We start from the raw sequence: 22,112 nt of genomic DNA on the forward strand, positions 1-22,112 counted from the left end.
GCGTTATTTGCTGCAGGGCAGCGACCCGTGCTTTTGGGCAACAGTGGAAGAATGTTGTCCGCCATCCATATTGGCCCGCGCGTCGCGGTCAGACCTGCCGCGACAATGGAAGGCAAAGCGGTGTCCCCGTCACGGGATCGTCGATCACCGTCACCGCAACATCGAAGACCTGATGGATGTTGGGCGCAGTCAGCACCGTCGCGGGGGCACCGGCAGCGCAAAGACGTCCGGCCTTGAGCAGCACGATGTGATCGGCGTAACGCGCTGCCTGATTGAGGTCGTGCAGCACCGCCACGACGGTCTTGTCGCGGCGCACCAGCCTGACCACCAGTTCCATAAGCTCGATCTGGTGCGCCAGATCGAGAAAGGTCGTCGGTTCATCGAGCAGCAGGATGTCGGTTTCCTGTGCCAGCGTCACCGCGATCCAGGCACGTTGGCGCTGACCGCCGGACAGGCTCTCGAGGGGACGGTGACGAAGATCCATCGTGCCCGTCAGCATCAGCGCCTCCTCGCAGGCGCTCTCGTCCTTCGTCGACCACACGCCGAAGAGGCTTCGATGCGGATAGCGGCCCTGCCGGACCAGATCCTGCACCGTCAACCCTTCCGGCACGGGCGGTCCCTGATGGAGGAAGCCGACGCGCAGTGCCAGTTGCCGAGTGGACAGGCGTGAGATCGAGGTGCCGTCCAGTAGCACCGTTCCGCCCTTGGGAGCGAGCAGCCCGGCGAGCGCGCGCAGGCAGGTCGACTTCCCGCTGCCATTCGGTCCCAGCAGGGCTGTGAACGCGCCGGTACGGACGGCAAGGTCGAGATGTTCCACGATTGGGCTGCGCCCATAGGCGAGCGACAGGTCCTTGGTTGCCAGCACATTCTCGCTGGCACGATCATGCCGCGGCATGACGGCGCCCCCACAGAAGATAGCCGAAGAAGGGTGCGCCGATCAGCGCCGTCACCAGCCCGGCGGGAAATTGCACCGGCGCCAACACGGTGCGTCCGATCAGATCCGCGGTGAGTACGAGCGCTGCGCCGATCAGTGCGGCGACGGGAACGAGATGCAGATGGCGCGGGCCGACGAGGCGGCGGGCCAGATGCGGCGCGATGAGGCCGACAAAGCCAATCGTTCCGGCCGCGGAGACCGCGGCACCGGCAAGCGCCGTGCACATGAGGATCGCCCAGGCCCGGGCGTGATCGACACGCAAGCCGAGACTGCGCGCGGGATGGTCGCCGAGGCTCATCAGGTCGAGTTCGCGGGCGCTTGCGAGGATCAGAAGGAAAGGCAGGATCAGCCAGAGGGTCAGCACCCGCACCACGGTCCAGTCGGCATGGTAGATGCTGCCGGCGAGCCAGATCAGCGCGCGCTGGACGTCGCGGATTTCGGCGAAGGCGATTACGATGGTCACCGTCGCCCCCGCCAAGGCGCCGAGGCCGATGCCCATGAAGATGATCCGCAGCGAGGAAGTGCTGGCGCGCCAGGATAGGGCATAGATTGCCACCGCCATGGCGGTGGCGCCGGCGAAGCCCGCGAGCGGCAGGTATTGCGTCGCCGCCCCTCCTGTCGCGGCGATGAAGATGACCGAGGCGAGCGCGGCCCCGCCATTGATGCCCAGGAGCCCCGGCTCGGCGAGAGGGTTGCGAAGCACGGCCTGCGTCACCGTTCCCGCGACGGCGAGCGCCGCACCGACGCCAAGCGCCAGCAGCACGCGCGGCAGACGGAGATCGAGCACGACCAGCGCGTCCTGAGCCGCCGTGCGCTTCGTCAGAACCGCGAAAACCTCACGCCAAGACACGGCATATTCGCCGACGCCGAGGGCTACGAAGCACAGGCAGGCAAGCGCCAGCAGCAGGGCGAGGACGATGCGGGTCATGCCGGGCAGCCCGCGCGGTTGCGGGCGAGCCAAACGAAGAAGGGGGCGCCGATCAGCGCCGTGGCAGCACCGACGGGAAAGCCCTGGCTGCCGAATAGCAGTCGCGCGCAGGTATCGGCCAACAGCAACAGGAGGGCACCGCCAAGGGCGCTGAAGGGCAGGATCCAGCGATAGTCCGTGCCGACGATGAAGCGGATAACATGCGGGACAACGAGGCCCACAAAGGCGATGGGCCCGGCGAGCGCAATGGCGCTGCCGGCAAGCACCATGACCAGCGCGACGGATATCCCACGCCAAAGCAGGGGTCGTTGCCCTAGCGATTGCGCGACGTCGCCGCCGAGGCTGAGCGTGGTGAACTGGGCGCGCAGCAACAGCGCGACGGCAAGGGCGGCGAGGATGAACGGCGCTATCGCCGCCACCTGCCGAGCATGAAGGCCATAGAGCGACCCGGCCAGCCAGAGGCGGATCTGATCGAGCGTGGACTGGTCGAAGATCAGCATGGCTGTCGTCAGCGAAGACAGGAACGCCGTAAGCACAGCGCCGGCGAGCACGAGTCTGACCGGCGTCGCACCCGATGGTCCGGCCACCCCCAACAGAAAGACGACGAGCGTCGCCATCCCTGTGCCACCGAGCGCATAGCCGACAAGAGCGATGTCCGACGTCACGCCGAGCAGCGTCGTGGCGCTGACGACGCCGAAGGCGGCCCCTGCATTGACGCCGAGCAGGTCGGGCGCGGCGAGCGGGTTGTTGGTGGCGGCCTGCATGATCGCGCCGGCGACGGCCAGTGCTGCTCCGGTGAGCATACCGGCGAGGACCCGTGGCAGGCGTAGATGGGTGATGACCAGATGCTCGCGCGAGCCGTCGAAGGCGAACAGGGCTCCCCAGACATCGGACGGCACTGCGGTCGTGCCCGCCGTGGCCGCAAGAAACGCCACGATTACGAGCGCGGCGAGGAGTGCGAGGAGCGCCCTCCTCTTGATCACCGCCTCGCGCGTCCCGAAGTGGGCCGCGTGCCTGTTTCCGCCCGCACTCACGGTGTTGGCAGCACGTAGCGCTCGATGTCGTCGAGGACCTTATGAGCGGAGGTGGCTCCGGCGAACCCCATCCACGGCCCTCGCCCGACGCGGTGGGCACGACCGGCGCTGACGGCAGGCAGCATCTGCCAGAAAGGGTTCGCGACCGTCGCCACCTCGAGCGCATCGTCCTGCGCCGGATCGTAGCCGTTGACCGGCACATAAAGCAGGACGTCGCCGTCGAGCGCGGCGAGTTCCTCCCAGTCTGGCCGTTTCACGATGGTCGTATCGGCGGTAACCTCGTAATCCGTGCGTCGGACACCGGCTTCGCGCAGCACCGCATAGGGCCCATAGGCGGCCGGGCCATCGAGATAGACCTGGAAGCCGGTCGGAGAGATGCGGACGACCGACACCCGCAGGTTCGGCACGCGCGCCCTAATCGCGGCAGCTCGCGTCTCATAGGTCCCGATGATCTCATCTGCCTCGGCAGATTTTCCTGTTATCCGGGCGACGAGGCGCAGATGCTCTTTCCAGTCGATGTGCTCGATCAGCAGTGTCGGCGCTATGCGCGCGATGTTGCCGAGCGATTGGCCGTGGAGATAGGAAGCGCCGATAATCAGGTCGGGATTCAGCCCGGCGATGCGCTCCAGATCGGGCTGCAGAGGATGGCCCAGATCGACCACATTCTGCGTCTCCACCTCGCCCCGGATCTCCTGGTCCTGGATGCCGAGCATCGGCACGCCGACGAACGGCACGCCCAGCTCCCGCAGCATGCCGAGCGAGAGCAGCGGGTCGAGCGTGACGATGCGCTGCGGATGAGCGGGGACGCACACCGGCTCGCCCATGATGTGGGTCGCGACGATGCGTCCTTCACACGCCGCAAGCGCCGCGGGGGCGAATACTGCCCCCGCCATTACTGTGATCAGGGCAGCGGCGACGGCCCTTTGCATCCGCCGAGTCGACGGATGCCTTGCGCCGCTTGCCATCAAGGCGGCCGTCAGAACTTCACCCTGACGTTCACGCCGACCGACCGAGACGGGCCGAGCTGGGCATAGATCGGCAGGGCGTCATAATCGACCACGGTGAGATAGCGCTCGTCCAACAGGTTCTCGGCGAAGGCGGTGATCTCCCAATGCTCGGCTTTGTAGCCGAGCTGGGCGTTTACGATGATGCGCGAGTCCATGTAGTCGAGCGGCGGGACGCCGAAACGGGCGGTGTAGCCCGCCGTGTACTTGGCATCGGCGCCAAAGTAGAAGCCGTTGCCGAACAGATACTTGCCGCCGAAGCCGATAGTCCATTCCGGCGCTTCCGGGAACGCCGCGCCGGACAGGTCGCCATATTCAGCGTGGTCGAAGGTCAGGAACTGGGTGTTCAGATAGCCGACCGAGGCGAACAGGGAGAGGTCGTCTGTCACCTGATAATTCGGCTCGAATTCGAAGCCCCAGGCCTGCGAAGAGGCGGCATTGGTGGTGATGCGGAAGGAGGGCCGGGTCGGGTCGGGCCGGATCTCCACCTGCTGGTCCTGATAGGTGGTGAAGAACAGGTTGGCGTTGATGGTCAGCCGGTTGTCGAGGAAGCTGCCCTTGTAGAACAGTTCATAATTGTTCGCCGTTTCCGGATCGTAATATTCCGGCTCAAGGGTCTCGTAGTTTACGTAGAAGCCGCCGGTGCGAAAGCCTTGGCTATAGGTGAAGCCCATCGTGTGGTTGTCGCCGAGCTTCTTCGACAGGCCGAGCTTCGGCACGAAATTCAGCTCGTCGAAATCCGCCTCGTTGGTGACGGAGACGAGAGGAAAGCCGGCGATGCCTTCCGCATTGTCCTCCACGATCTGCTCGCGCAGATAGTCGATGCGGCCGCCGAAGGTGAAGAACCAAGTCGGCAAGAATTCGTACGTCGCCTCGCCGAAGGCCGCGAGGTTGCCCGTCTTGCGATCCTGTGTCTGGTCCCACTGGTAGAGCGAGTAGGCGAGCGCATCGAACGAACTGTCGAACTGCTGCTGGCTGCCATAGATGCCGGCGACCCACTTCCAGCGTTCGCCCTCATAGTTGAGGCGAATTTCCTGGGTGAAGATGGTGTCGTCGACCTTGCCCCAGATACCGTTGTCGATTCCGGGCGTGTCGGCGTCCACGGAGCGGCGCGTCGTCTCGCCATACTGGAAGCCGGTCTGCGAGGTCAGCCGCAGCGTGTCGGAAAAATCGTGCGTGATTTCCAGGCCGAGATTGTGCACCCGTACCGCGCGGTATTCCGCATAGGTGACCGGATCGTAGAAGTCGCCCCGGTCGTCATCGAGGTCGAAGCCGGGGCCGACGCCGATCAATCGCTCATTGGGGCGATCGTTGGAGAAGGAGTAGGTGAACACGGCCCGTGTGTCGGGCATCTCCGAGGGCGTGAACAGGAGCTTAGCGCGCAGGTTTTGGCTTTCCTCGTGGGTCATGTCGTCATAGCCGGCATAGTCGACATAGGTCGGGAACGTGACCGTGTTCTTTGCCTGCTCGAATGAACCGGAAACACGCAGCGCGACTTGGTTGTCGATCAGCGGCGTGTTGACGATGAAGGCGCTGCCGTAAAGCTCGTTATTACCCGCCGTGCCGGATATCTCGATGGTCTTGTCGTAGGTCGGATCCTTGGTCTTGAGGTAGATCGCGCCGATCATGGCGGCGCGGCCACTCAGCGTCGATTGCGGACCGCGATAGACTTCGACCTGCTCGGCATCCCAAAGGCTGCGCGCGCCGAAGCGAGCGTTGTAGCGGGTCTGCAGGATGCCATCGACATAGAGCGAGCCGGCGGGGGCGCCCGCGGGCACGAAGCCTTCCGAGCTCATGCCGCGGATGACGAAGCCGGCATTCAGCGTCGCGCTGCTCATGACGTTGCCGAGAAGACGGAAGGAATCGCGCAGATAGCGGATCTCGCCATCCTCGATCTGCTCCGCCTGCACGACACCCACGCTGGCGCTCACATCCTGCAGCGTGCGTGCGTCGCGAGCGCCATAGACGGTGATGGCGTCGAGCGAGATGGCGCCACCATAGGTCAGTTCGTCCGACGCGATGGTGCCGGTCTGCGGGCCGCTTAGCACGACTTGATTGCCGCCGGCAAAGCGCGCGTTGATTCCGGTGCCCGCAAGCAACGTGTCGAGGGCTTCGGCGGCTGTGAGAGTGCCGCTGACGCCGTTGGTGAGCCGACCGTTGGTCAGGCTGGCGTCGAACAGGATCTCGATGCCAGTCTGAGCTGCGAGGCGGTTGAGAGCCGTGGTCAGCGGCCCGGCGGGAATGGCGATGGTCTGCTGCACCGTACGGGCGGACGATGCGCTTTGCGCAAGGGAGGCCGACGGCAAGCCGAACGCCAGCATGGTGCCGGCAAGGAGCGCCAACCTGCGGCTGGCGCCCTGCCTGCGCGAACCGGCCCCGAAACGCGCTCTTGTCATCGAATTTTCCCGTCCAAGCGTCGCCGAGACGTCGCTGCCCACTCGTCAAGCGGCCCAATTCACCGCTTGTTGGAGTGACGAACGACCGATCACGCGAGGGACTCGGCGGCGAAAGAAATTTTCAGCGCAGAGGCCAAGCAACGGACGGGAGAAGCGACCTCACCGCATCACGCTTACGGTACGATGCGTGTCGGGACGAACGGCAGATCACAGTGTTCGACTCGGTCGGCTTTGCGATCAAGGACTTCTCGGCCCTGCGCTACATGCAGGATAGGATCCGGTCGGCGGACTTCTATGGCAGGCTGGTCTGCTGGCCGCCCCCGATGTGCCGCGCGACCTGTCCGGCATGCTGCTGAGGCATGGGCCACCCGGTCAGCCACACAGCGGTATGCGCCCTCGGGGGGACGAATGCCGAAGGCACCAAAAGCCTGGCGGGCCTGCAGGTAGCCAGCCAGGCTCGTTCGTCCCTTACTGCGACGACAGATCGGCACCGAACCATTTCACGCTGAGCTTCGACAGCGTGCCATCGGCGCGCGCCGATTCAATGGCCTGGTTGAACTTTGCCGCCAGCTCGGTGTCGTCCTTGCGCAGGCCGATGCCCACGCCCGGCCCGAACAGGCCGCCGGAAATCCGGGGCCCGAACAAGGCCGCGCTCGCGCCGTCCTTGGAATCCAGGAACAGCTTCCAGACCGAATAGTCGGCAAGGCCGCCGTCGATCCGCCCTGCCACCAGATCGAGGTTCAGATTGTCCTGCGTATCGTAGCTCCGGACATCCACCGTGTCGCCGAAGTATCGGCGCACGAATGCTTCCGCATTGGTCGAGCGCTGGACGCCGATCGTCCGTCCCTTCAGCGCGGCCTTCAGGTCGGCAAGCACGGCCTGGCTCTCTGCATTTTCATTTCCAAGATCGATCCTGGCATTGGCATCGGTTGCCGGCAGATTGAGCGACTTGTTCATGACGAAATAGTTCGACGTGACAGCATAGGGCTGGGAGAAGGCAATGACCTGCTTGCGCTTCTCCGTGATCGACATGCCGGCCATGATGGCACCGTACTTGCCGACGCTGAGGCCGGGAATGATGCCGTCCCAATCCTGGGTGACGAATTCGCAGCGGAGCTTTGCCCGTTCGCAAAGAGCCGTCCCGACATCGATGTCGAAGCCGACAGCCTTCCCAGAGCTGTCGACCGCGTTCCAGGGAGGAAACGCACCTTCGGTGGCGATCTTCACCTTCTCATTCGCTAGGGCAGATCCGGTGACGGCCGCTGCGAAGAGTACCGGAAGTAGTGTTCTCAAGGCGCCCATATTTACTTTCCCCGTTGGTTTTCTGGAAGGATTAGACGTAGACACGCGGAATGTGGTCACGCAGATCGGCGTGAAGTCCCACGAGGTCGGTTCCCCACTGCGTGACGAGATCCTTGTGGGTAATCACCTCATCGCCCTGTCTGCCGAGCAGCAGGCACCGATCGCCGAAGCGCGCCTCAGGCACATGCGTGAGGTCGACCCGAAGATGTTCGAGATGAGCCGGCGGGAGGATGCGCGCCCGGTGGCCTCGCACCAGCACCTCGGCATGGGGTGGCACCCTGCGAGGGTAGCCGTCGCCCCAGCCTATGCCGAGCACCCCGATGGTCATTCCGGATTCGAAGCCGGGAAGATCGGGAAGCGGTTCGAGCGACGCATCGACATGCTTGATGGCCACAAGGCTGGTCGATATCGCCCTGAGCGCTGGCCGGAGTGAGACCTGTCGAACGGGTTCGTCCGTTTCCGGCATGCCGAAGAACAGGGCTCCGGGATCGACGGCATCGAAATCCATCTCCGGATAGCGCAGCACGCCTTCCGTGCTGGACAGCATCACGATCGGCGGAAGCGTGCCCGCTGCCCTTGCATCGAGGACGATCCGCTGGAGCCGCGCGAACTGCGTGAGGGCGTTGGCGGCGACCGTCCCTGGCAATTCGCTCAAATGTGCATAAAGTCCCTGGACCTCCACATCGGCCGATGCCTGCGCGACGGCGAGGAGCCGTCCGATGTCCGATGGAGCGGCCCCCGCGCGGAAGAAGCCGAGGTCGCATTTCACGAACATGCGCAGGGCGGTCAGCGCGGCGCGCCAGAGTTCCAGTTCGACGAGGCTGGAGACGGTTATGGTGAGGTCCAGCGCCTCGACGATCGGCGCCGATCCGGGCAGGGGGCCGGGATAGAGCAGGATCGGCTGGCGCACGCCCTTCTCCCGGATGGCGATGGCATCGGACAGCGAGGCGACGGCGAAACCGTCAGCCCCTTCCGCCGCTAGCGTCTCGGCCACGTCGCCCGCGCCACAGCCATAGGCGTTACGCTTAAGGCAGGCGAATATCTTCACCCGAGCAGGCAACCGGGCACGCAGCTGCCTGTAGTTGTGCCGTATCGCCTGCAAGTCGATTTCGTACCACGTGTCGCGGGCAGGACCTTTGGACCTCAAGGCGAACGGTAACGCAGTTCTGGCGAGGGGCGAGGTGCGGGACTGCATCACGAGGCCTGCACGGTTGCGAAGGCGCGCCGTGCTACGCGGGTCGGCGGTGATGGGATTTCGGCCGGAGGGCGCCGCCGGTGTGCGCTGTTCCGGTACTCCAGATAGCGGAACAGGCGGACGATCGCGAAGGTAAGCGCGAGATAGATCAGCGCCGCGGAGATGAAGACTTCGTAGGGCGAGAAGGATTCCGAGACGATCTTGCGCGCCGTGCCTGTGATCTCCATCAGGGTGATGATGCTCGCGAGCGAACTCGCCTTAAGCATGAGGACGACCTCGTTGGCATAGGCGGGCATGGCAATGCGAAGTGCCGCAGGCAACACGATCCGCCGCATCCGCAGCTGGTACGGCATCCCGAGCGCCTTTGCCGCCTCGACCTCACCGGCCGGAACGGCCCGGATACCGCCCCTCAGAATCTCCACCGTGTAGGCCGCATTGTTCAGCGAGAAGGCGACCAGAGCGCACCAGTAGGGATCGCGCAGAAGGAACCAGGCTGGGGTTGCCCTGATCCAGTCGATCTGCCCGGCGCCGTAATAGATCAGGAAGAGCTGCACGAGCAGCGGCGTTCCCCGAAACACGAAGGTGTAGGTCTGTACCGGCCAGGAGAGCAGCGGCGAGGACGACGTGCGCAGCAACGACAGCGGCAGCGCCAGGATGAAGCCGGCGACGAGCGACATCAGCGTCAGCTGCAGCGTGAGGCCGGCGCCTTCCAGAAGTCGCGGAAAGGCTTCCGCCATCAGTGACCAGTTCATGGACGCCTCCGATCAATGCACGAAGCGAATGCCACGGCTGGCACGACGTTCGAGGATGTTGAGAGCCAGCAGGGAGACAGAGGTGAACAGCAAGTAGATCGCGGCCGCGACGCCGTAGAACATCAACGGCTCATGCGTCGATCCTGCCGCCAGACCGGCCTTGCGCATCAGGTCGTCCAGCCCGACGACGGAAATGAGGGCCGTGTCCTTCAGCAGGACCAGCCAGAGGTTGCCAAGCCCTGGTAACGCGAAGCGCCACATCTGGGGCAGGACGACGAGGCGCCATACCTGGAGCCTCGAAAGACCCAGGGCATGGGCGGCTTCGATCTGACCGCTGGGTACGGCAAGGATGGCGCCTCGGAACACCTCCGACGCATAGGCGCCGAAGACGACGGTCAAGGCGAATACGCCGGCGGCGAAGGCACTGACTTCCACATACCGATCAAACAGCGCGGTAAGGGCGACCGTGCCGCCGAAGTAGAGAATGAGGAGGATGAGCAGCTCGGGAATGCCGCGGATGACCGTGGTATAGGCGCCGACGATGCCGCCCAGCAGCGGCAAAGAGGACAGCCTGCCCACCGCAGCCAGCAGACCGAGGCAGGTGCCGAAGACGAGGCTGAGGCTGGCCACCTGCAGCGTGGTGACGGCGCCGGCAAAGATCTGGGCGCCGAAGCCCTGCAGATCCATCATCAGGCCATCCCCGGACGGCTCGATGCCAAGAACTGCTGGAAGTGCCGAGAGGTCGGCGCGGCGAAGACCTGATCGGATGGGCCGTCTTCCTCGACCTCGCCTTTGTGAAGAAAGATCGCCCGGGTCGCGACCTGTCGTGCAAAGCTGAGTTCGTGCGTGACGATCAGCATGGTGCGCCCTTCATCGGCCAGAGCGCGGATGACCTTCAGAACCTCACCGACAAGCTCCGGGTCGAGGGCGGATGTAGGTTCGTCGAACAGCAGGATTTCCGGCTCCATCGCGAGGGCCCGCGCGATGGCGACACGTTGCTGCTGTCCTCCTGAAAGGTGTGCCGGATAGCTGTCGCGCTTTTCGGCGAGCCCCACGCGCGACAGGAGCAACTCGGCGCGTGCCACCGTGTCGCTCCTTCCTAACCCCAGCACATGGATAGGAGCCTCGATCAAGTTCTCGAGGACCGTCTTGTGCGACCAGAGATTGAAGCTCTGGAAAACCATGCCGAGTTTGACGCGCAGAGCGTTGATCTTTCGCTGGCCCGCCAGCCCGCGACCCAGCTTCAGATGTTCGCCGCCGATCCAGACATCGCCCTCGTCGGGCTGTTCCAGAAAGTTCAGGCAACGCAGCAGCGTGCTCTTGCCGGAACCGCTGCTGCCCAGGATGGCGACCACGTCGCCGCGCCGCGCGGTGAGGGAAACGCCCTTGAGCACTTCGAGCGGCCCGAACCGCTTCCTCAGATTGCGAAGACGCAACGCCTCGGCGATGTCCGCCCGAGCTTCGATCTCGACCATGAAACCCTCGACACTTTGATGCCTAGGGTGTTCCGCCGCTATGCGGCTGCGCTTGCAGCGTATTGATGCGATTACAGGGGATTATCGAAAAATCAGTCGTCCGCCTTGATCGGCCAGCATCTTCGATAGCTGCTAGGGGTCATTCCGAATGCCTTGCGAAACGCATTGGACAGATGACTGGAGCCGGAAAAGCCGCAGGCGAGGGCGATTTCCGTCATCGATCGGGTGGTGTGCCGGAGATGTTCGCTGGCCCGTTCGAGCCGCCGCTGGTGGACGAATGCGTGGGGCGGCATTCCTGTCGCTTGTTTGAAAGCGCGGCAGAGATGAGGAACGCTGACACCAGCAAGCCCGGCGAGGTATGACAGCGACATATCTGATGCCAGTTCGGCGTCGATCGTCTCGGTAAGACGGTTCATCACGGCCGGAGAAAGGCCGCCTCTGGATGGGCGCGGCATGTAGTTCATGCGGCGGAACAATTGCGCAACGATGGTCGTGGCATAGCTTTCGACCAGCAGAGAGCCGTACAGGGCCTTCTCCCTGACTTCCTCTCCGATTCCGCGAGCGGCCTGCATGATGATCGGATCAAGGAAGCCAAGGTCGGGTGAGAGGCGCGGATCAGAACCGGAAGAGGAGCCCCGGCCCAGGCCATCCACGAATTGGCGAGAAATCGATATGGACAGATAGGCAGCCGTCGATGCGCCTTCTTCCCAACCTGACCAAGTGCAGCCGGACGGAACGAAAAGAACGGCTCCGGGCATGCGTCTCGTGAAGCCGGCGCGTTGCCCGTCGAGAAAGTACTCCCCGCGCTCGGCGTTGCCCTGGAGGTTGAGGAGGATGAGATGGTTCTCGGCCGCGAGTGCCGTTTCCTCCCTCCTAAGGCCGGTGCGTTTCACCAGATTGGCCCGGACATCACCCCACGACCCTTGCTCGCGAACGACCGTCCGACACTTGCCCTCTTTGAACATGTGGTTCGGGGTCGCGAGGCTCATGAAGCAGTCCGACACGGGAAAGGGCGTGATCGGTCCACGATCACCTGTCAGCCGCTCGCGCCGATGGCGGCGACTGCGCTTATCCTAAACGCACAGCGCTCCTTTGCCTACGCGTCTGACAGGAAGCGCTACTTGCGGACCTTAGCTCCTTGGCCGGAACCGGACATCGGCATAGGCAACCTGCTTCCCGTTCAAGCGTTCGCTAGCACGGCTACGAAGTTCTTCTTCGCATAAAGCCTCAAATAAATGGTCATCGAAATACTCGAAGGCGTGGTCGTCCTTCTAGTTAGGGCTGCTGTGGATTGCCCGACCTCCGCCTACGGCATCTCCCGCCGCCGTCGTTTTACTGCGAAGGCGCGCGAGGTGACGCTCTTCAGCTGGAAGACAATCTCGCTCGGCCTATGCGTGGATGGCCAGCACTGCGCTCTTGACAGTTCGATCCGCCGCCATCGATATTTAATGAGATGGTTAAATATCAGAATGCGGTATTGGACTCAGTCTTCCATGCGCTGGCCGATCCGAGCCGGCGGGCAATCCTGCGCCTGCTGAGCGAGCGGGAGCGCAGCATCGGAGAACTCGTCCCCGCGTTCCCGATCTCCTTCGTCGCCGTCTCCAACCATATGAAGGTGCTGGAGCAGGCGGGCCTCGTCATCCGGCGCAAGCAGGGACGACACCAGATGTGCAGCCTCGACAAGCGCGGCCTCGATGCCGCGCAGGACTGGCTCGACGCCCATGAACGCTTCTGGACCGAGCGGCTCGACGCGCTCGACGCGGTGGTCGCCGAGATGAAGGCCGACGACACCGGCTCGTAGAGGCCGGACGCCAGCCGACGACAGAAACGGAGGGAACGCGTGACGCAGAAAGCCGTCTGGGACGAGCGGGCCGGTCCGGCCGCACTCGCGCCCGCCGCCGGCCGTGGCGCCGAGGCCGACAGCGGAAGCCTGCGCCGGGTGGTGGTCGCCTCCTCGCTCGGAGCTGTCTTCGAGGCCTACGACCTCGTGCTTTACGGTCCCATGGCCGCGATCATCGCCGCCCAGTTCTTCTCCGGGCTCGATCCGGCCTATGCCTATATCTTCACCCTGCTCTCCGCCGCGGTGAGCTATGTGGCGCGCCCCTTCGGCGGGCTGGTGTTCGGCCCGCTCGGCGACCAGATCGGACGCAAATACACCTTCCTGCTCACCATCCTGATCATGGGTGTGTCGACCGTGTGCATCGGCCTGCTGCCGAGCTACGCCGCCATCGGGGTCGCCTCGCCGCTGCTGCTCATGGGCCTGCGCATCGTCCAGGGCCTCGCCTTCGGCGGCGAGTTCGGCGGCGCGGTCACCTATATCGCCGAATATGCCCCCGCGAAGCGCCGGGGCTTCGCCACCAGCGCGGTGGCGATCACCATGGCGTGCGGCCTCGTGCTGGCGATCCTCGTCGTGCTCGCCTGCGAGTTCGTCGTCGGCAAGGAAGCGTTCGAGGCCTGGGGCTGGCGCATCCCTTTCCTGCTCTCCGCCGTGCTCATGCTGCTCTCGGTCTACATCCGGCTGCGGCTCCAGGAATCTCCGGTCTTCCTCGCCATGAAACGCACGGGGCGTGGATCGAAGGCGCCGCTGCGCGAAGCGTTCGGCCGATGGGAGCATCTGCGGACGGTGCTGCTCGTCCTGTTCGGCGCCATTGCCGGTCAGTCGGTGGCGACCGCGACGGGCGCCTATCCGATCTATCTCCTGATGCTGAACCTGAAGATCGATCCGTTCCTGCTGCACTACACCATCCTCGGATACAGCATCGTCTTCGTCGCCGCGATGATCGCGGCGGGCTGGTTGTCGGACCGGCTCGGCCGCAAGCCGGTGGTGCTCGCCGGCTTCCTCGGCACCGCGCTCGCCGCCTATCCGGTGTTCCAGGGCATCACCCACTACGCCCATCCGCGCCTCGAGGCGGCGCTGGCGGCCAACCCGGTGACGGTGGTGGCGGACCCGGCGACCTGCAGCCGGCAGTTCGATCCCTTCGGCCTCGCCGAGTTCCGCAGCGCCTGCGACATTGCCCGGCGCGCCGTCGCCAGGCTCGGCGTGCCCTACGGCAATCGCGACGCGCCGGCCGGCAGCGGGGCGCAGGTGGAGATCGGCGCCATGGTCATTCCCGCCTTCGACGGGCGCGGCCTCGATCGGGCCACCTTCGCCCGGCAGGTCAAGACCTTCGACGGCGCGCTCGCCGCGGGGCTGGCCACCGCCGGATATCCGGCCCGCGCGGCGCCGGAGACGACCAACGTGCCGGCGCTGATCGGGCTGATGGCCTTCCTCAACATCTTCGTCGCCATGGCCTCGGCCCCGCTCGCGGCCTGGCTGATCGAGATGTTCCCGACGCGCATCCGCACCACGGCCTTCGCGCTGCCCTACAATATCGGCGGCTGGTTCGGCGGCTTCCTGCCGGCCATCTCCTTCGCCGCCTTCACCGCCACGGGCAATCTCTATGCGGGCCTGTGGTACTCGATCGGCGTGCTGCTGATCTCCCTCCTCATCGGCGCGCTGTTCCTTCCCGAGACGCGCGGGCGTTCGCTGGAGGCGGTGACATGACCGGCAGCGGCGCTCATGGCACGGAGAACGGCGGCGGCTCGGTCTCGCTCGTGCTCGTGCGCCGGCTGAACGCCCCGGCCGGGCTCGTCTTCTCCGCCTGGACGGATCCGAAATGGCTGGTGCGCTGGCTGGTGCCGGGAGCCGGGGCGCTCCGGGAGGCCGTGATCGACCCGCGCCCGGGCGGTGCCTACCGGCTGGACGGCGTCGACCCGGACGGGACAGCCTATCAGCTCTGCGGCTCATATATCGAGATCGTGCCGGAACGGCGGATCGTGGCGAGCTGGTGCTATGAGGGCGCCGCTGGAGGCCTGCGCGGTCCGCCGACGCGGATCGAGGTCGATCTGCGCCCGCTCGGGGTCGATGCCTGCGAGCTGACGCTCACCCATGGCGCGCTCTCGGGCGAGGAGGCCGCCAGCCTGCATCGCACGGTGTGGACGATCTGCCTCGACCGGCTCGCCTGGTCGCTCGCTCCGCCTCGGACGAACCCACCTTCCGCCCGCCGCTCGGCGCGCTCGCCGAACTCTATGGCGACCAGCACCGCCAGTTGCAGGAAGCCTTCGACAGCCGACGCCTCGCCAACAGGCTGCGCAAGCTGGCGGTGACGAGCACGCTCACGCCGGATCACCAAGCCTTCATCGCCGCGCAGGACATGGTGTTCCTGTCCACCGTCGATCATCGCGGCTTCCCGACCTGCTCCTACAAGGGCGGCGCCCCCGGCTTCGTGCGGGTGCTCGACGATGAGACGCTCGCCCTGCCCAGCTATGACGGCAACGGCATGTATCTCTCCGCCGGCAATGCCGCCGCCAATGCCAAGGTCGGCCTGCTCTTCATCGATTTCGAGCGGCCCCACCGGCTGCGCATCCACGGCTCGGCTCGGCTCGTGCGCGACGACGCCGAGCTCGCCACCTTTCCCGGCGCGGAGCTGCTGCTGGTGGTGAAGGTCTACGAGGCATTCGTGAATTGCCCGCGCTACGTCCATCGCTATCGACGGGTGAAAACGTCGCCCTTCGTGCCGGGCGAGATGCGGGCGAGAGAGGTCGCGCCGTGGAAGAACCTCGACATCATCCGCGACGACATTCCCGTCCGCGACCGGCGCCGGCTACAGGAGGCGGGAACCGCCCCGGTGACGCGCGAGGAGTATCTGGCGCGCCTGAAGCGGGGCGAGACCTGAGCGGCGTTGATGACCGCGACGCTCGTGTCGCTTGGACTGCGCCAACTGGGACATTGGCGCTCGTCTGTACGCGGACGTTTCGGACGACGGAAAGCAATGCCGGTTTGCGCCTTTAGGGAACATCCGACGAGGCGCCGAGACTCGGGCCTCGATCCTGCTCACCGGAGGGAGGCGCGAGAAGCGATCTGCGTCGCTTTCCGACCAGTTCCGGCAGCACGGCGCACATTGCTATCGCCGCAATGACGATCAGCGCGAGGCTCAATCCGATGGCGATTTCGCTGATGGTCGGGGTACCCATTGTCCGATCACGACGAATCCTGCAGCGTCGCTTCCGACGCCTACCCATTGCGAGCGTAGCACAAGGTGCCATGAAAGGCCCGTGTCCGACGGTGCCTCAAACCGAAAGCAGGAGCGATGATCGCCGCTTATATCGACGAATTCATCATGTTCTGTGCGGCCCTATGGATGACGTCCGTCGGCTTCGGCTATCTGCCATTGCCTGGCGGTGCTGCGAGCCAGTCCAGGTGGGTAAAGCCGCTGGCGGGCCACTTCAAGTGGATGGGACCCTTGCTGCTTGCCATTGCTGTCGCTCTGGCGATCGCGTCTTAGGGCGGAACTAGCCGAAAACCCGCACGAGTGCCCTCAGGAAGAGCAGGATCAGCACTGTGCCACCGCCGTGCCGATCAGCGTGCGCGCCATCGAGCCCCAGACCACCAAAATGCGTGAGGGGAATGAAGGCGAGTATGGCGGCTAATGTGGTCAGGATGATAGGCCGCGTCCGCGCCATAAGCGGACCTTGCCAAGTACGAGTCTGAACGTCTGGAATGGGGCCGATAGCGGACTGGCAGCTCTCGGGCCGTTAGCGCCAGAACAAACAGAGAGGTTTGCTCGTAGAGACGGGGTTGCGTAGTGCATCTCCCTCTTGCGACGAGACGCCATCTCGGTAGGTTCACACGTAAGCGCAAAGCTGGGGTACGAGCAGACCGCCCGCACGTCGGAACGTCCGATTGGCGGTCATCGACTTGCGAGAGCACTTGGTCGATGGGGGCAAGATGATCATTGAGCGGATTCAGATTGAGGAGGGATTCCTCAACGGTTTTGACGTTTGGCCGCGGCCCGGCCTGAACGTCGTTATCGGGGCGCGCGGCACCGGCAAGACCACCCTGATCGAACTGATTCGCTTCTGCCTCGGCGTCGAAGGCTACACGCCGGAGACGACGAAACGCAGCCGCGAACATGCCCTTTCCGTGCTGGGGTCCGGCCAGGTCACATTGACGCTGGTCGAGGATGGCCGGCGGATCACGGTTTCGCGGTCGGCGAACGACCCCGTCCCGCGCTCGTCAGGCCCATTCTTGCTGCCGATCGTTCTGTCGCAAACGGAGATCGAGACCGTTGGCCTCCAATCCGGTGGGCGTCTCCGGTTGCTCGACGGCTTCATCGGAGATCAGCGATCGGTCCTGTCAACGGAGACGGAGGCCGTGGCCTCCGTTCGCTCGCTGACGTCCGAAGCGAATACGATCCGCGCGGACATCGAGCAGTTGGACCAACAGCTCGCGGAGATGCCGTCCATCCTGGAGCAGATCAACCAGGTGGCGCCGCAGGAGCAGCAGCTGTCCACGCTGTCGGCGAACACGAGCGCGAAGACGGCTCAGTTGAGCGTGTTCAGCAACACGATCGCCTTGAAGGGCGTAGCGGTCGAAGCGATCCAAAGGTTTAGAAACGACGTCGCGCGTTGGCGCTCGTCGATCGGTGGCAGCGGCGAGGTGTTCTATGAGGGATGGCCTGCCAACGCCGGCGGCGATCCGCTCGGAGAGCTGCGCACGCGGGTCGAGAAAGCACACGAGCATCTTCGTTACGCGCTGCAGGAACTGAGTGTGGTGGAGTCAGAAACCGCCGCGCTGGCCAACCAGGTCGCATCAGAGAAGATGGGCTTCGAGGATCAGGCGCGGAACCTTCGCCGCGAAATCGAAGCCCTTCAAGCTGGTGCAGGGGAAATTGTCCGTCGCGGCCAATTGCTCCGCGAGCGCAAGGCGCAGCTAGAATCGCTCATGGCCGTGAGGCAGTCGCGGACCGCCAGCCTCCAGGGGGTCATCGCGCGTCGCAATCAGGCGCTGGACGCGCTGGAAGCCATGCGGTCGGCGCGGTTCGAGGCCCGCAGGGAGGCAGCCGCTCGACTCAACTACGTGCTCGGCCCCCGAATCCATATCAACGTCATGCGCGGCGGTCAGTCGGAGGTCTTCGCCAGTGTGCTGACCGAAGCCCTGCGTGGCAGCGGCCTGCGCTACAACGATCTGGTGGCTGCGCTGGCGCCGCGAATCAGCCCGCGTGAACTGCTGGAAGCCGTTGACAATGACGATTTCGATCTAATCGCTAGTCGGGGCTCGATGACCATCGACCGGGCGGCCAAGGTTGCCGTCGCGCTGAAGGATGCGGATCTGGGCGCCATCGCGACTGTGCCGGTCGACGATTACGTCACGTTCTCGCTGATGGACGGCCCGGACTACAAGGACATCGCCGAGCTTTCGACCGGCCAGCGCTGCACTGTGATCCTGCCGCTGGTGCTGCGCCACATGGAGCGTTTGCTGATCGTGGACCAACCCGAGGATCACATCGACAATGCGTTCATCGTCGAAACGCTGATCAAATCGATCCTAGCGCGTCCGGCGAACGGCCAGTTGCTCTTCTCGACGCACAACGCCAACATCCCGGTCTTGGGCTCCGCCGACTTCGTCGTTCAACTCGGCTCCGACGGTCGTCGTGGTTTCCCTATCGCCTATGGCGCATTGGCTGATGCCCCGGTTGTCAATGCGATCACCTCGGTGATGGAGGGCGGCGCGGCCGCCTTCCGCCAGCGCGCCAACTTCTACGGATCGCAAGGCCTGGCATGACCCGGGAAGAGGCGCTGGATAATTTGAAGGCGTCGTCCGCCCATGTGCGCGGTCAAGCTGCCCGCGCCCTTGGTGATGTGGGGCGCCGGACCGATCTGGCCCGCATCCGGCAGGCCCAGCGGGAAGAGACCGTCACCTACGTCGATTATGCCCTGCAGGAGACGATCCGGCGGCTAGCGCATGAACAAGCGCCGGCGCCATCGACGGATGAGGCCGATCTCGTTTCGGAGGATGTGCGCAAGCAAATCTACGGCAAGGCGATGGGGTGGATCACCGGGTTCCTCCTCCACGAGATTTCATCGCCCATCGGGCTGGTCCGGTTGGCGGCCAAGCGCGAGCTTGGCGAGCATTGGGATGGTTCAGGCACGCAGAAGCATCTGGAGTCGGTGACGCGGGTCTTCGATGCGATCGAGGTACTGAAGAACGCTGCGAGTGTACCGCGCCCGCAGGAGTTCGACCTATCGCAGCTCGTGGACGAACTGCTCGATGGCTATGACCCTGAGGTCCGTAAATGGATCTCCACGATCGGCTCTCGCCCGTTCCTCATTAAGAGCGATCCCTCGCTCGTGCGGATGGTAGCGGTGAACGGTATCCGCAACGCCGTCGAGGCCCAGCAGGCTGCATCCGCGCAGCCTAATCCGCACGATGTGACCATCAGCTGGGGCGAAACCGACGTCGACTATTGGCTGGCGGTGGTCGATCACGGTGGCGGCCTTACCGGTCCGATCGAAACTGCCTTCGAGATCGGAAACTCGACGAAGAAGGATCACATCGGCTTCGGCTTGGCCATTGCCAGGCAGGCTGTGGAAACGATGATCGGTTCGCTGACCCTTGAGCCGGCGAAGCATGGCGGCGCCCTTTACACCGCGCGGTGGCGCAAGTGACAGCGCACATTCTGGTCGTCGAGGACGACGAGGCCTATATCGCTGAGCTTACGCGGATGATTGGCGAAGCTGGTGGCCCGACGATTCCGACGTTCGTGACCAATCGCGATGACGCGGTGGCCAAGCTGGAAAGCGGTTTCTTCGATTTTGCGATCCTGGACCTGAAGATCCCCACTGCCACAGGCACCACGGATTTCGATACCGAGCACGGCAAGTATGTGTTCCATCACGTCCGTAAGGTGTCGCCGGGGACAAAGATCCTCGTGCTTACGGGGTCGCCTTCGGATGATTTCATCGCGCCACTCCTCGCCCAGAAGCACGATGCTGATATCTGGAGTGAGGGTGCCAAGGTCGACACCGTCGAGTTCCTCAAGAAGATCGAGATCGACCAGGCACCGGAGAGGATCAGCCGGGTTGTGTCCGCGATTCACGCCTTGTCCGACATCGAACTCCAAACCAATGGGCTGAACCTGTCGACAGGCGAAGATCGGCTTGTCCGCATTTTCGCTAAGCATTTCAAAGCCCTCACTTGCTCGGTTTATCCGATCGGAGCGGGCAAATCTGGCGCCCGGCCGCTTCGGCTGCAGATGTTCGATCAGACCGGCGCGCTCATCCGTGAAGTCGTCGCCAAGCTGGGCGATCTTCCGAAAATGCAGGATGAGGACGCGCGGTATGACGAGCATGTCGTGCTTCTCGACGGCGCGGCGACGCCTCGGAAGATGAAGCTGCTGGAGTTCGGCGCGGGGTTCATGGCCGGTCTCTTCTACCAGCTCGCGAGCGGACACGACGCCTCCATGTTCCAGGCCATGGCCGAGGAGGACGTGCTGGCCGCGAAGGCCGTTGCGGCTACTGCTGACGCTCTTGCCGGGTGGTCGAACGGTAAGAACCAAGAACGTCGGTCAATCGCCTCGATCCGCGCGCAATGGGTGTCGGACGAGCGGGCGGCCGGACTTCACGCGAAGTTCGGGCTCGAGTGGGCGGCAGAGTTCGAGAGCCGCGAGATTCAGACCCGGTGGTGTTGTGTGCATGGCGACCTGCACGGCGAAAACATCCTCGTGGCGCGCGACGGTAGCGTGTTGGTCATCGACTATGGCGACGTTGGTCCCGGTTCGGCTGCCTATGACCCCGTATCGCTGGAACTGAGCGCGGTCCTCCAAGCCAATCCAACGCTTGGGCCCGCCTGGCCTACGGCCGATGCCTGTCGCAAATGGCATGACCTGGATGCCTATCTCGCCGATTGCCCCATGCCGGAGTTCATCCGGGCGTGCCGGGCGTGGTCGGAGAAGCTGACTGTGGGCCGGCGCGAACTGGCCGCATGCGCGTACTGCTATCTGCTGCGTCAGTTGAAGTATGATGACACCGACAAAGATAGGATTCTGGCCCTGTTCGAAGGGGTTCATGCTTGCTGGGCCACGACATGACGATGGTCGACAAGCCCTGCATCATCGCGCCGGATAGCTCGCACTGGTCGCTTTGGCTCGACGCCATGCGCTCCTCGAGGCCGGATGTTCGACGGCGCGCCGAGAGACTCCACCAACGGCTCATGGAACAGGGCCGCTTGCCGCTGCTCTCCTGGCATCATCTTGAAGAGCTGCTTGGCGGCGAGGATGATGCCTGCGCTGCTGACCGGGTAGCGAGCCTGCAGGCCATGCCCTTCATGGCGTGGCTGCGCCTGCCGCCGGCCAAGGAAGGCCTTGGCTCGATCGTCGACATCTTCGCCGCAGAGGTGATGGCGGCCTGCGAGGGGCACAGCGATCTGGCCGCGGTGCGCGACCGCGCACGATCGCTGCTGCTGATGACCGGCAATGGGCGTCAGGCGATAGGCGAGCACGGCTGGGTTTGGCAGGCGGTGCGCCCCGTCATTCATTCCCGCCAGGATCATGTAACGGCCGTTGCGTCGCTGGGGTCCATGCAGACGTTCGATAAGACGCAGACCGTCGGCCAGCTTTCGAAGATGCACATCGCTGACCCTGCGACGCTCCGCACCAAGCTGTCGGGGATCCATCAGCAGGCATTCAAGCAGGCCCTGCGCGGCACCGGCGGGGATGAGGTCAAGGCGCGCGCAATGGCAGACGACTTCATCGAGCGGACGATCGCCATGGGCCCGACCCCAGGCTCCACCGTTCGCGACCTGCTGTTGTCGACACTGATAAATCAGGGTTTGGACGAAGCCGAGATCCGCGATGAGCGCGTCATCGGCGACCTGATGCGGCTCGGTTACTTCCGCAGCTTGCTTCGGGTGGCGGCCGAGGTGACCGGCCGCTCGTTTGCTGATCTCAAGCACGTGTCGATGGACCTTATCCCGAGTTTTGCGATCGAGGAGGCAATCCAGGCGCATCGCCAGCCGAGATACAAGCTGCCGGGCAGTGACCTGCATGACCGACATCTGGCGGTGCTCGCCGCCTATTGCGACGTGCTATATGTGGATAGGCGGACGTCGGAGGATCTGCTCCGGGTTCGGCGGAAGGAACCCTTGATCGACGCCCTGATGGGCGAGGTCCGCAAGGCGGCGGATTTCGAGGCGCTGCTGGAGAAGCAATGAGGGCCTGCACAACGTGAACGAAGGTCTGCTTTTGGGATCAGCCGCATGATGTCTGTATGACCG

The 22,112-nt window shown here is 64.4% G+C and carries 20 protein-coding genes and 1 pseudogene; 10 read left to right on the top strand and 11 right to left on the bottom strand.

Annotation, left to right across the window (positions count from 1 at the left end):
• Positions 1 to 88: 88 nt before the first annotated feature.
• The 5 genes from STARVERO_RS20465 to STARVERO_RS20485 are packed head-to-tail and all read right to left on the bottom strand — an operon-like array spanning position 89 to position 6,296.
• Positions 89 to 895, bottom strand: a complete 807-nt coding sequence (locus tag STARVERO_RS20465) for an ABC transporter ATP-binding protein (protein ID WP_159601196.1) — start codon at positions 893 to 895, stop codon at positions 89 to 91.
• Positions 882 to 1,862, bottom strand: coding sequence for a FecCD family ABC transporter permease (locus STARVERO_RS20470; protein ID WP_159601198.1), 981 nt, complete (start codon positions 1,860 to 1,862; stop codon positions 882 to 884). Before STARVERO_RS20470 ends, STARVERO_RS20465 begins: the two co-directional genes overlap by 14 nt.
• Positions 1,859 to 2,845, bottom strand: coding sequence for a FecCD family ABC transporter permease (locus STARVERO_RS20475; RefSeq protein ID WP_159601200.1), 987 nt, complete (start codon positions 2,843 to 2,845; stop codon positions 1,859 to 1,861). Before STARVERO_RS20475 ends, STARVERO_RS20470 begins: the two co-directional genes overlap by 4 nt.
• A gap of 47 nt (positions 2,846 to 2,892) precedes the next feature.
• Positions 2,893 to 3,825, bottom strand: a complete 933-nt coding sequence (locus STARVERO_RS20480; protein WP_159601203.1) for an iron-siderophore ABC transporter substrate-binding protein — start codon at positions 3,823 to 3,825, stop codon at positions 2,893 to 2,895.
• Between the two features lie 47 nt (positions 3,826 to 3,872).
• Positions 3,873 to 6,296, bottom strand: coding sequence for a TonB-dependent receptor (locus tag STARVERO_RS20485; RefSeq protein WP_159601205.1), 2,424 nt, complete (start codon positions 6,294 to 6,296; stop codon positions 3,873 to 3,875).
• A 191-nt stretch (positions 6,297 to 6,487) separates the two neighbouring features.
• On the opposite strand from STARVERO_RS20485, the pseudogene STARVERO_RS20490 reads away from it, so the two are divergent.
• Positions 6,488 to 6,654: pseudogene (locus STARVERO_RS20490) on the top strand (ornithine cyclodeaminase); the annotation flags it as partial.
• Positions 6,655 to 6,764: 110 nt separating this feature from the next.
• On the opposite strand, the gene STARVERO_RS20495 reads toward STARVERO_RS20490, so the two are convergent.
• From STARVERO_RS20495 to STARVERO_RS20520, 6 genes are all read right to left on the bottom strand, one after another.
• Positions 6,765 to 7,598 carry a transporter substrate-binding domain-containing protein gene (locus tag STARVERO_RS20495; protein WP_159601207.1) on the bottom strand — a complete coding sequence of 278 codons (834 nt, stop codon included), beginning with the start codon at positions 7,596 to 7,598 and terminating at the stop codon, positions 6,765 to 6,767.
• A gap of 31 nt (positions 7,599 to 7,629) precedes the next feature.
• Entirely contained in the window at positions 7,630 to 8,793 is a 1,164-nt protein-coding gene (alr, locus tag STARVERO_RS20500; RefSeq protein WP_159601209.1) for an alanine racemase, read from the bottom strand.
• Positions 8,793 to 9,545 (bottom strand): ABC transporter permease, encoded by a 753-nt coding sequence (locus STARVERO_RS20505; protein ID WP_159601211.1) that lies wholly within the window; start codon positions 9,543 to 9,545, stop codon positions 8,793 to 8,795. The genes alr and STARVERO_RS20505 overlap by 1 nt, the downstream gene beginning before the upstream one ends.
• A 12-nt stretch (positions 9,546 to 9,557) precedes the next feature.
• A complete protein-coding gene (locus STARVERO_RS20510; protein ID WP_422802182.1) occupies positions 9,558 to 10,226 on the bottom strand; it encodes an ABC transporter permease in 669 nt (222 codons plus the stop codon).
• Positions 10,227 to 10,234: 8 nt separating this feature from the next.
• Entirely contained in the window at positions 10,235 to 11,020 is a 786-nt protein-coding gene (locus STARVERO_RS20515; RefSeq protein WP_159601215.1) for an ABC transporter ATP-binding protein, read from the bottom strand.
• Positions 11,021 to 11,112: 92 nt separating this feature from the next.
• Entirely contained in the window at positions 11,113 to 12,009 is an 897-nt protein-coding gene (locus STARVERO_RS20520; RefSeq protein ID WP_159601217.1) for a helix-turn-helix domain-containing protein, read from the bottom strand.
• Positions 12,010 to 12,497: 488 nt separating this feature from the next.
• Here STARVERO_RS20520 and STARVERO_RS20525 point away from each other — a divergent pair, with 488 nt between their 5' ends.
• The 9 genes from STARVERO_RS20525 to STARVERO_RS20560 all read left to right on the top strand — a co-directional run bounded on the left by STARVERO_RS20525 (position 12,498) and on the right by STARVERO_RS20560 (position 22,049).
• Complete coding sequence (locus STARVERO_RS20525; protein WP_244616848.1) at positions 12,498 to 12,821, top strand: ArsR/SmtB family transcription factor; 324 nt, start codon at positions 12,498 to 12,500, stop codon at positions 12,819 to 12,821.
• Between the two features lie 39 nt (positions 12,822 to 12,860).
• A complete protein-coding gene (locus tag STARVERO_RS20530) occupies positions 12,861 to 14,564 on the top strand; it encodes an MFS transporter (protein ID WP_244616849.1) in 1,704 nt (567 codons plus the stop codon).
• Entirely contained in the window at positions 14,561 to 15,166 is a 606-nt protein-coding gene (locus STARVERO_RS23605) for an SRPBCC family protein (RefSeq protein WP_244616850.1), read from the top strand. The genes STARVERO_RS20530 and STARVERO_RS23605 overlap by 4 nt, the downstream gene beginning before the upstream one ends.
• A complete protein-coding gene (locus tag STARVERO_RS23610) occupies positions 15,109 to 15,735 on the top strand; it encodes a pyridoxamine 5'-phosphate oxidase family protein (RefSeq protein WP_244616851.1) in 627 nt (208 codons plus the stop codon). The genes STARVERO_RS23605 and STARVERO_RS23610 overlap by 58 nt, the downstream gene beginning before the upstream one ends.
• A gap of 414 nt (positions 15,736 to 16,149) precedes the next feature.
• Positions 16,150 to 16,344 (top strand): hypothetical protein, encoded by a 195-nt coding sequence (locus STARVERO_RS20540; protein ID WP_159601221.1) that lies wholly within the window; start codon positions 16,150 to 16,152, stop codon positions 16,342 to 16,344.
• 398 nt (positions 16,345 to 16,742) lie between these two features.
• On the top strand, positions 16,743 to 18,623 hold the full coding sequence (locus tag STARVERO_RS20545; RefSeq protein WP_200837875.1) for an AAA family ATPase: 1,881 nt from the start codon (positions 16,743 to 16,745) through the stop codon (positions 18,621 to 18,623).
• Positions 18,620 to 19,507: a sensor histidine kinase gene (locus STARVERO_RS20550; protein ID WP_159601223.1), complete on the top strand. Its 888-nt coding sequence runs from the start codon at positions 18,620 to 18,622 to the stop codon at positions 19,505 to 19,507. The genes STARVERO_RS20545 and STARVERO_RS20550 overlap by 4 nt, the downstream gene beginning before the upstream one ends.
• Positions 19,504 to 20,928, top strand: a complete 1,425-nt coding sequence (locus tag STARVERO_RS20555; protein WP_244616852.1) for a phosphotransferase — start codon at positions 19,504 to 19,506, stop codon at positions 20,926 to 20,928. The genes STARVERO_RS20550 and STARVERO_RS20555 overlap by 4 nt, the downstream gene beginning before the upstream one ends.
• A gap of 2 nt (positions 20,929 to 20,930) precedes the next feature.
• On the top strand, positions 20,931 to 22,049 hold the full coding sequence (locus STARVERO_RS20560; protein ID WP_244616853.1) for a hypothetical protein: 1,119 nt from the start codon (positions 20,931 to 20,933) through the stop codon (positions 22,047 to 22,049).
• Positions 22,050 to 22,112 lie beyond the last annotated feature (63 nt).

It is taken from the genome of Starkeya nomas, from assembly GCF_902703545.1.
Classification (GTDB): domain Bacteria; phylum Pseudomonadota; class Alphaproteobacteria; order Rhizobiales; family Xanthobacteraceae; genus Ancylobacter; species Ancylobacter moscoviensis.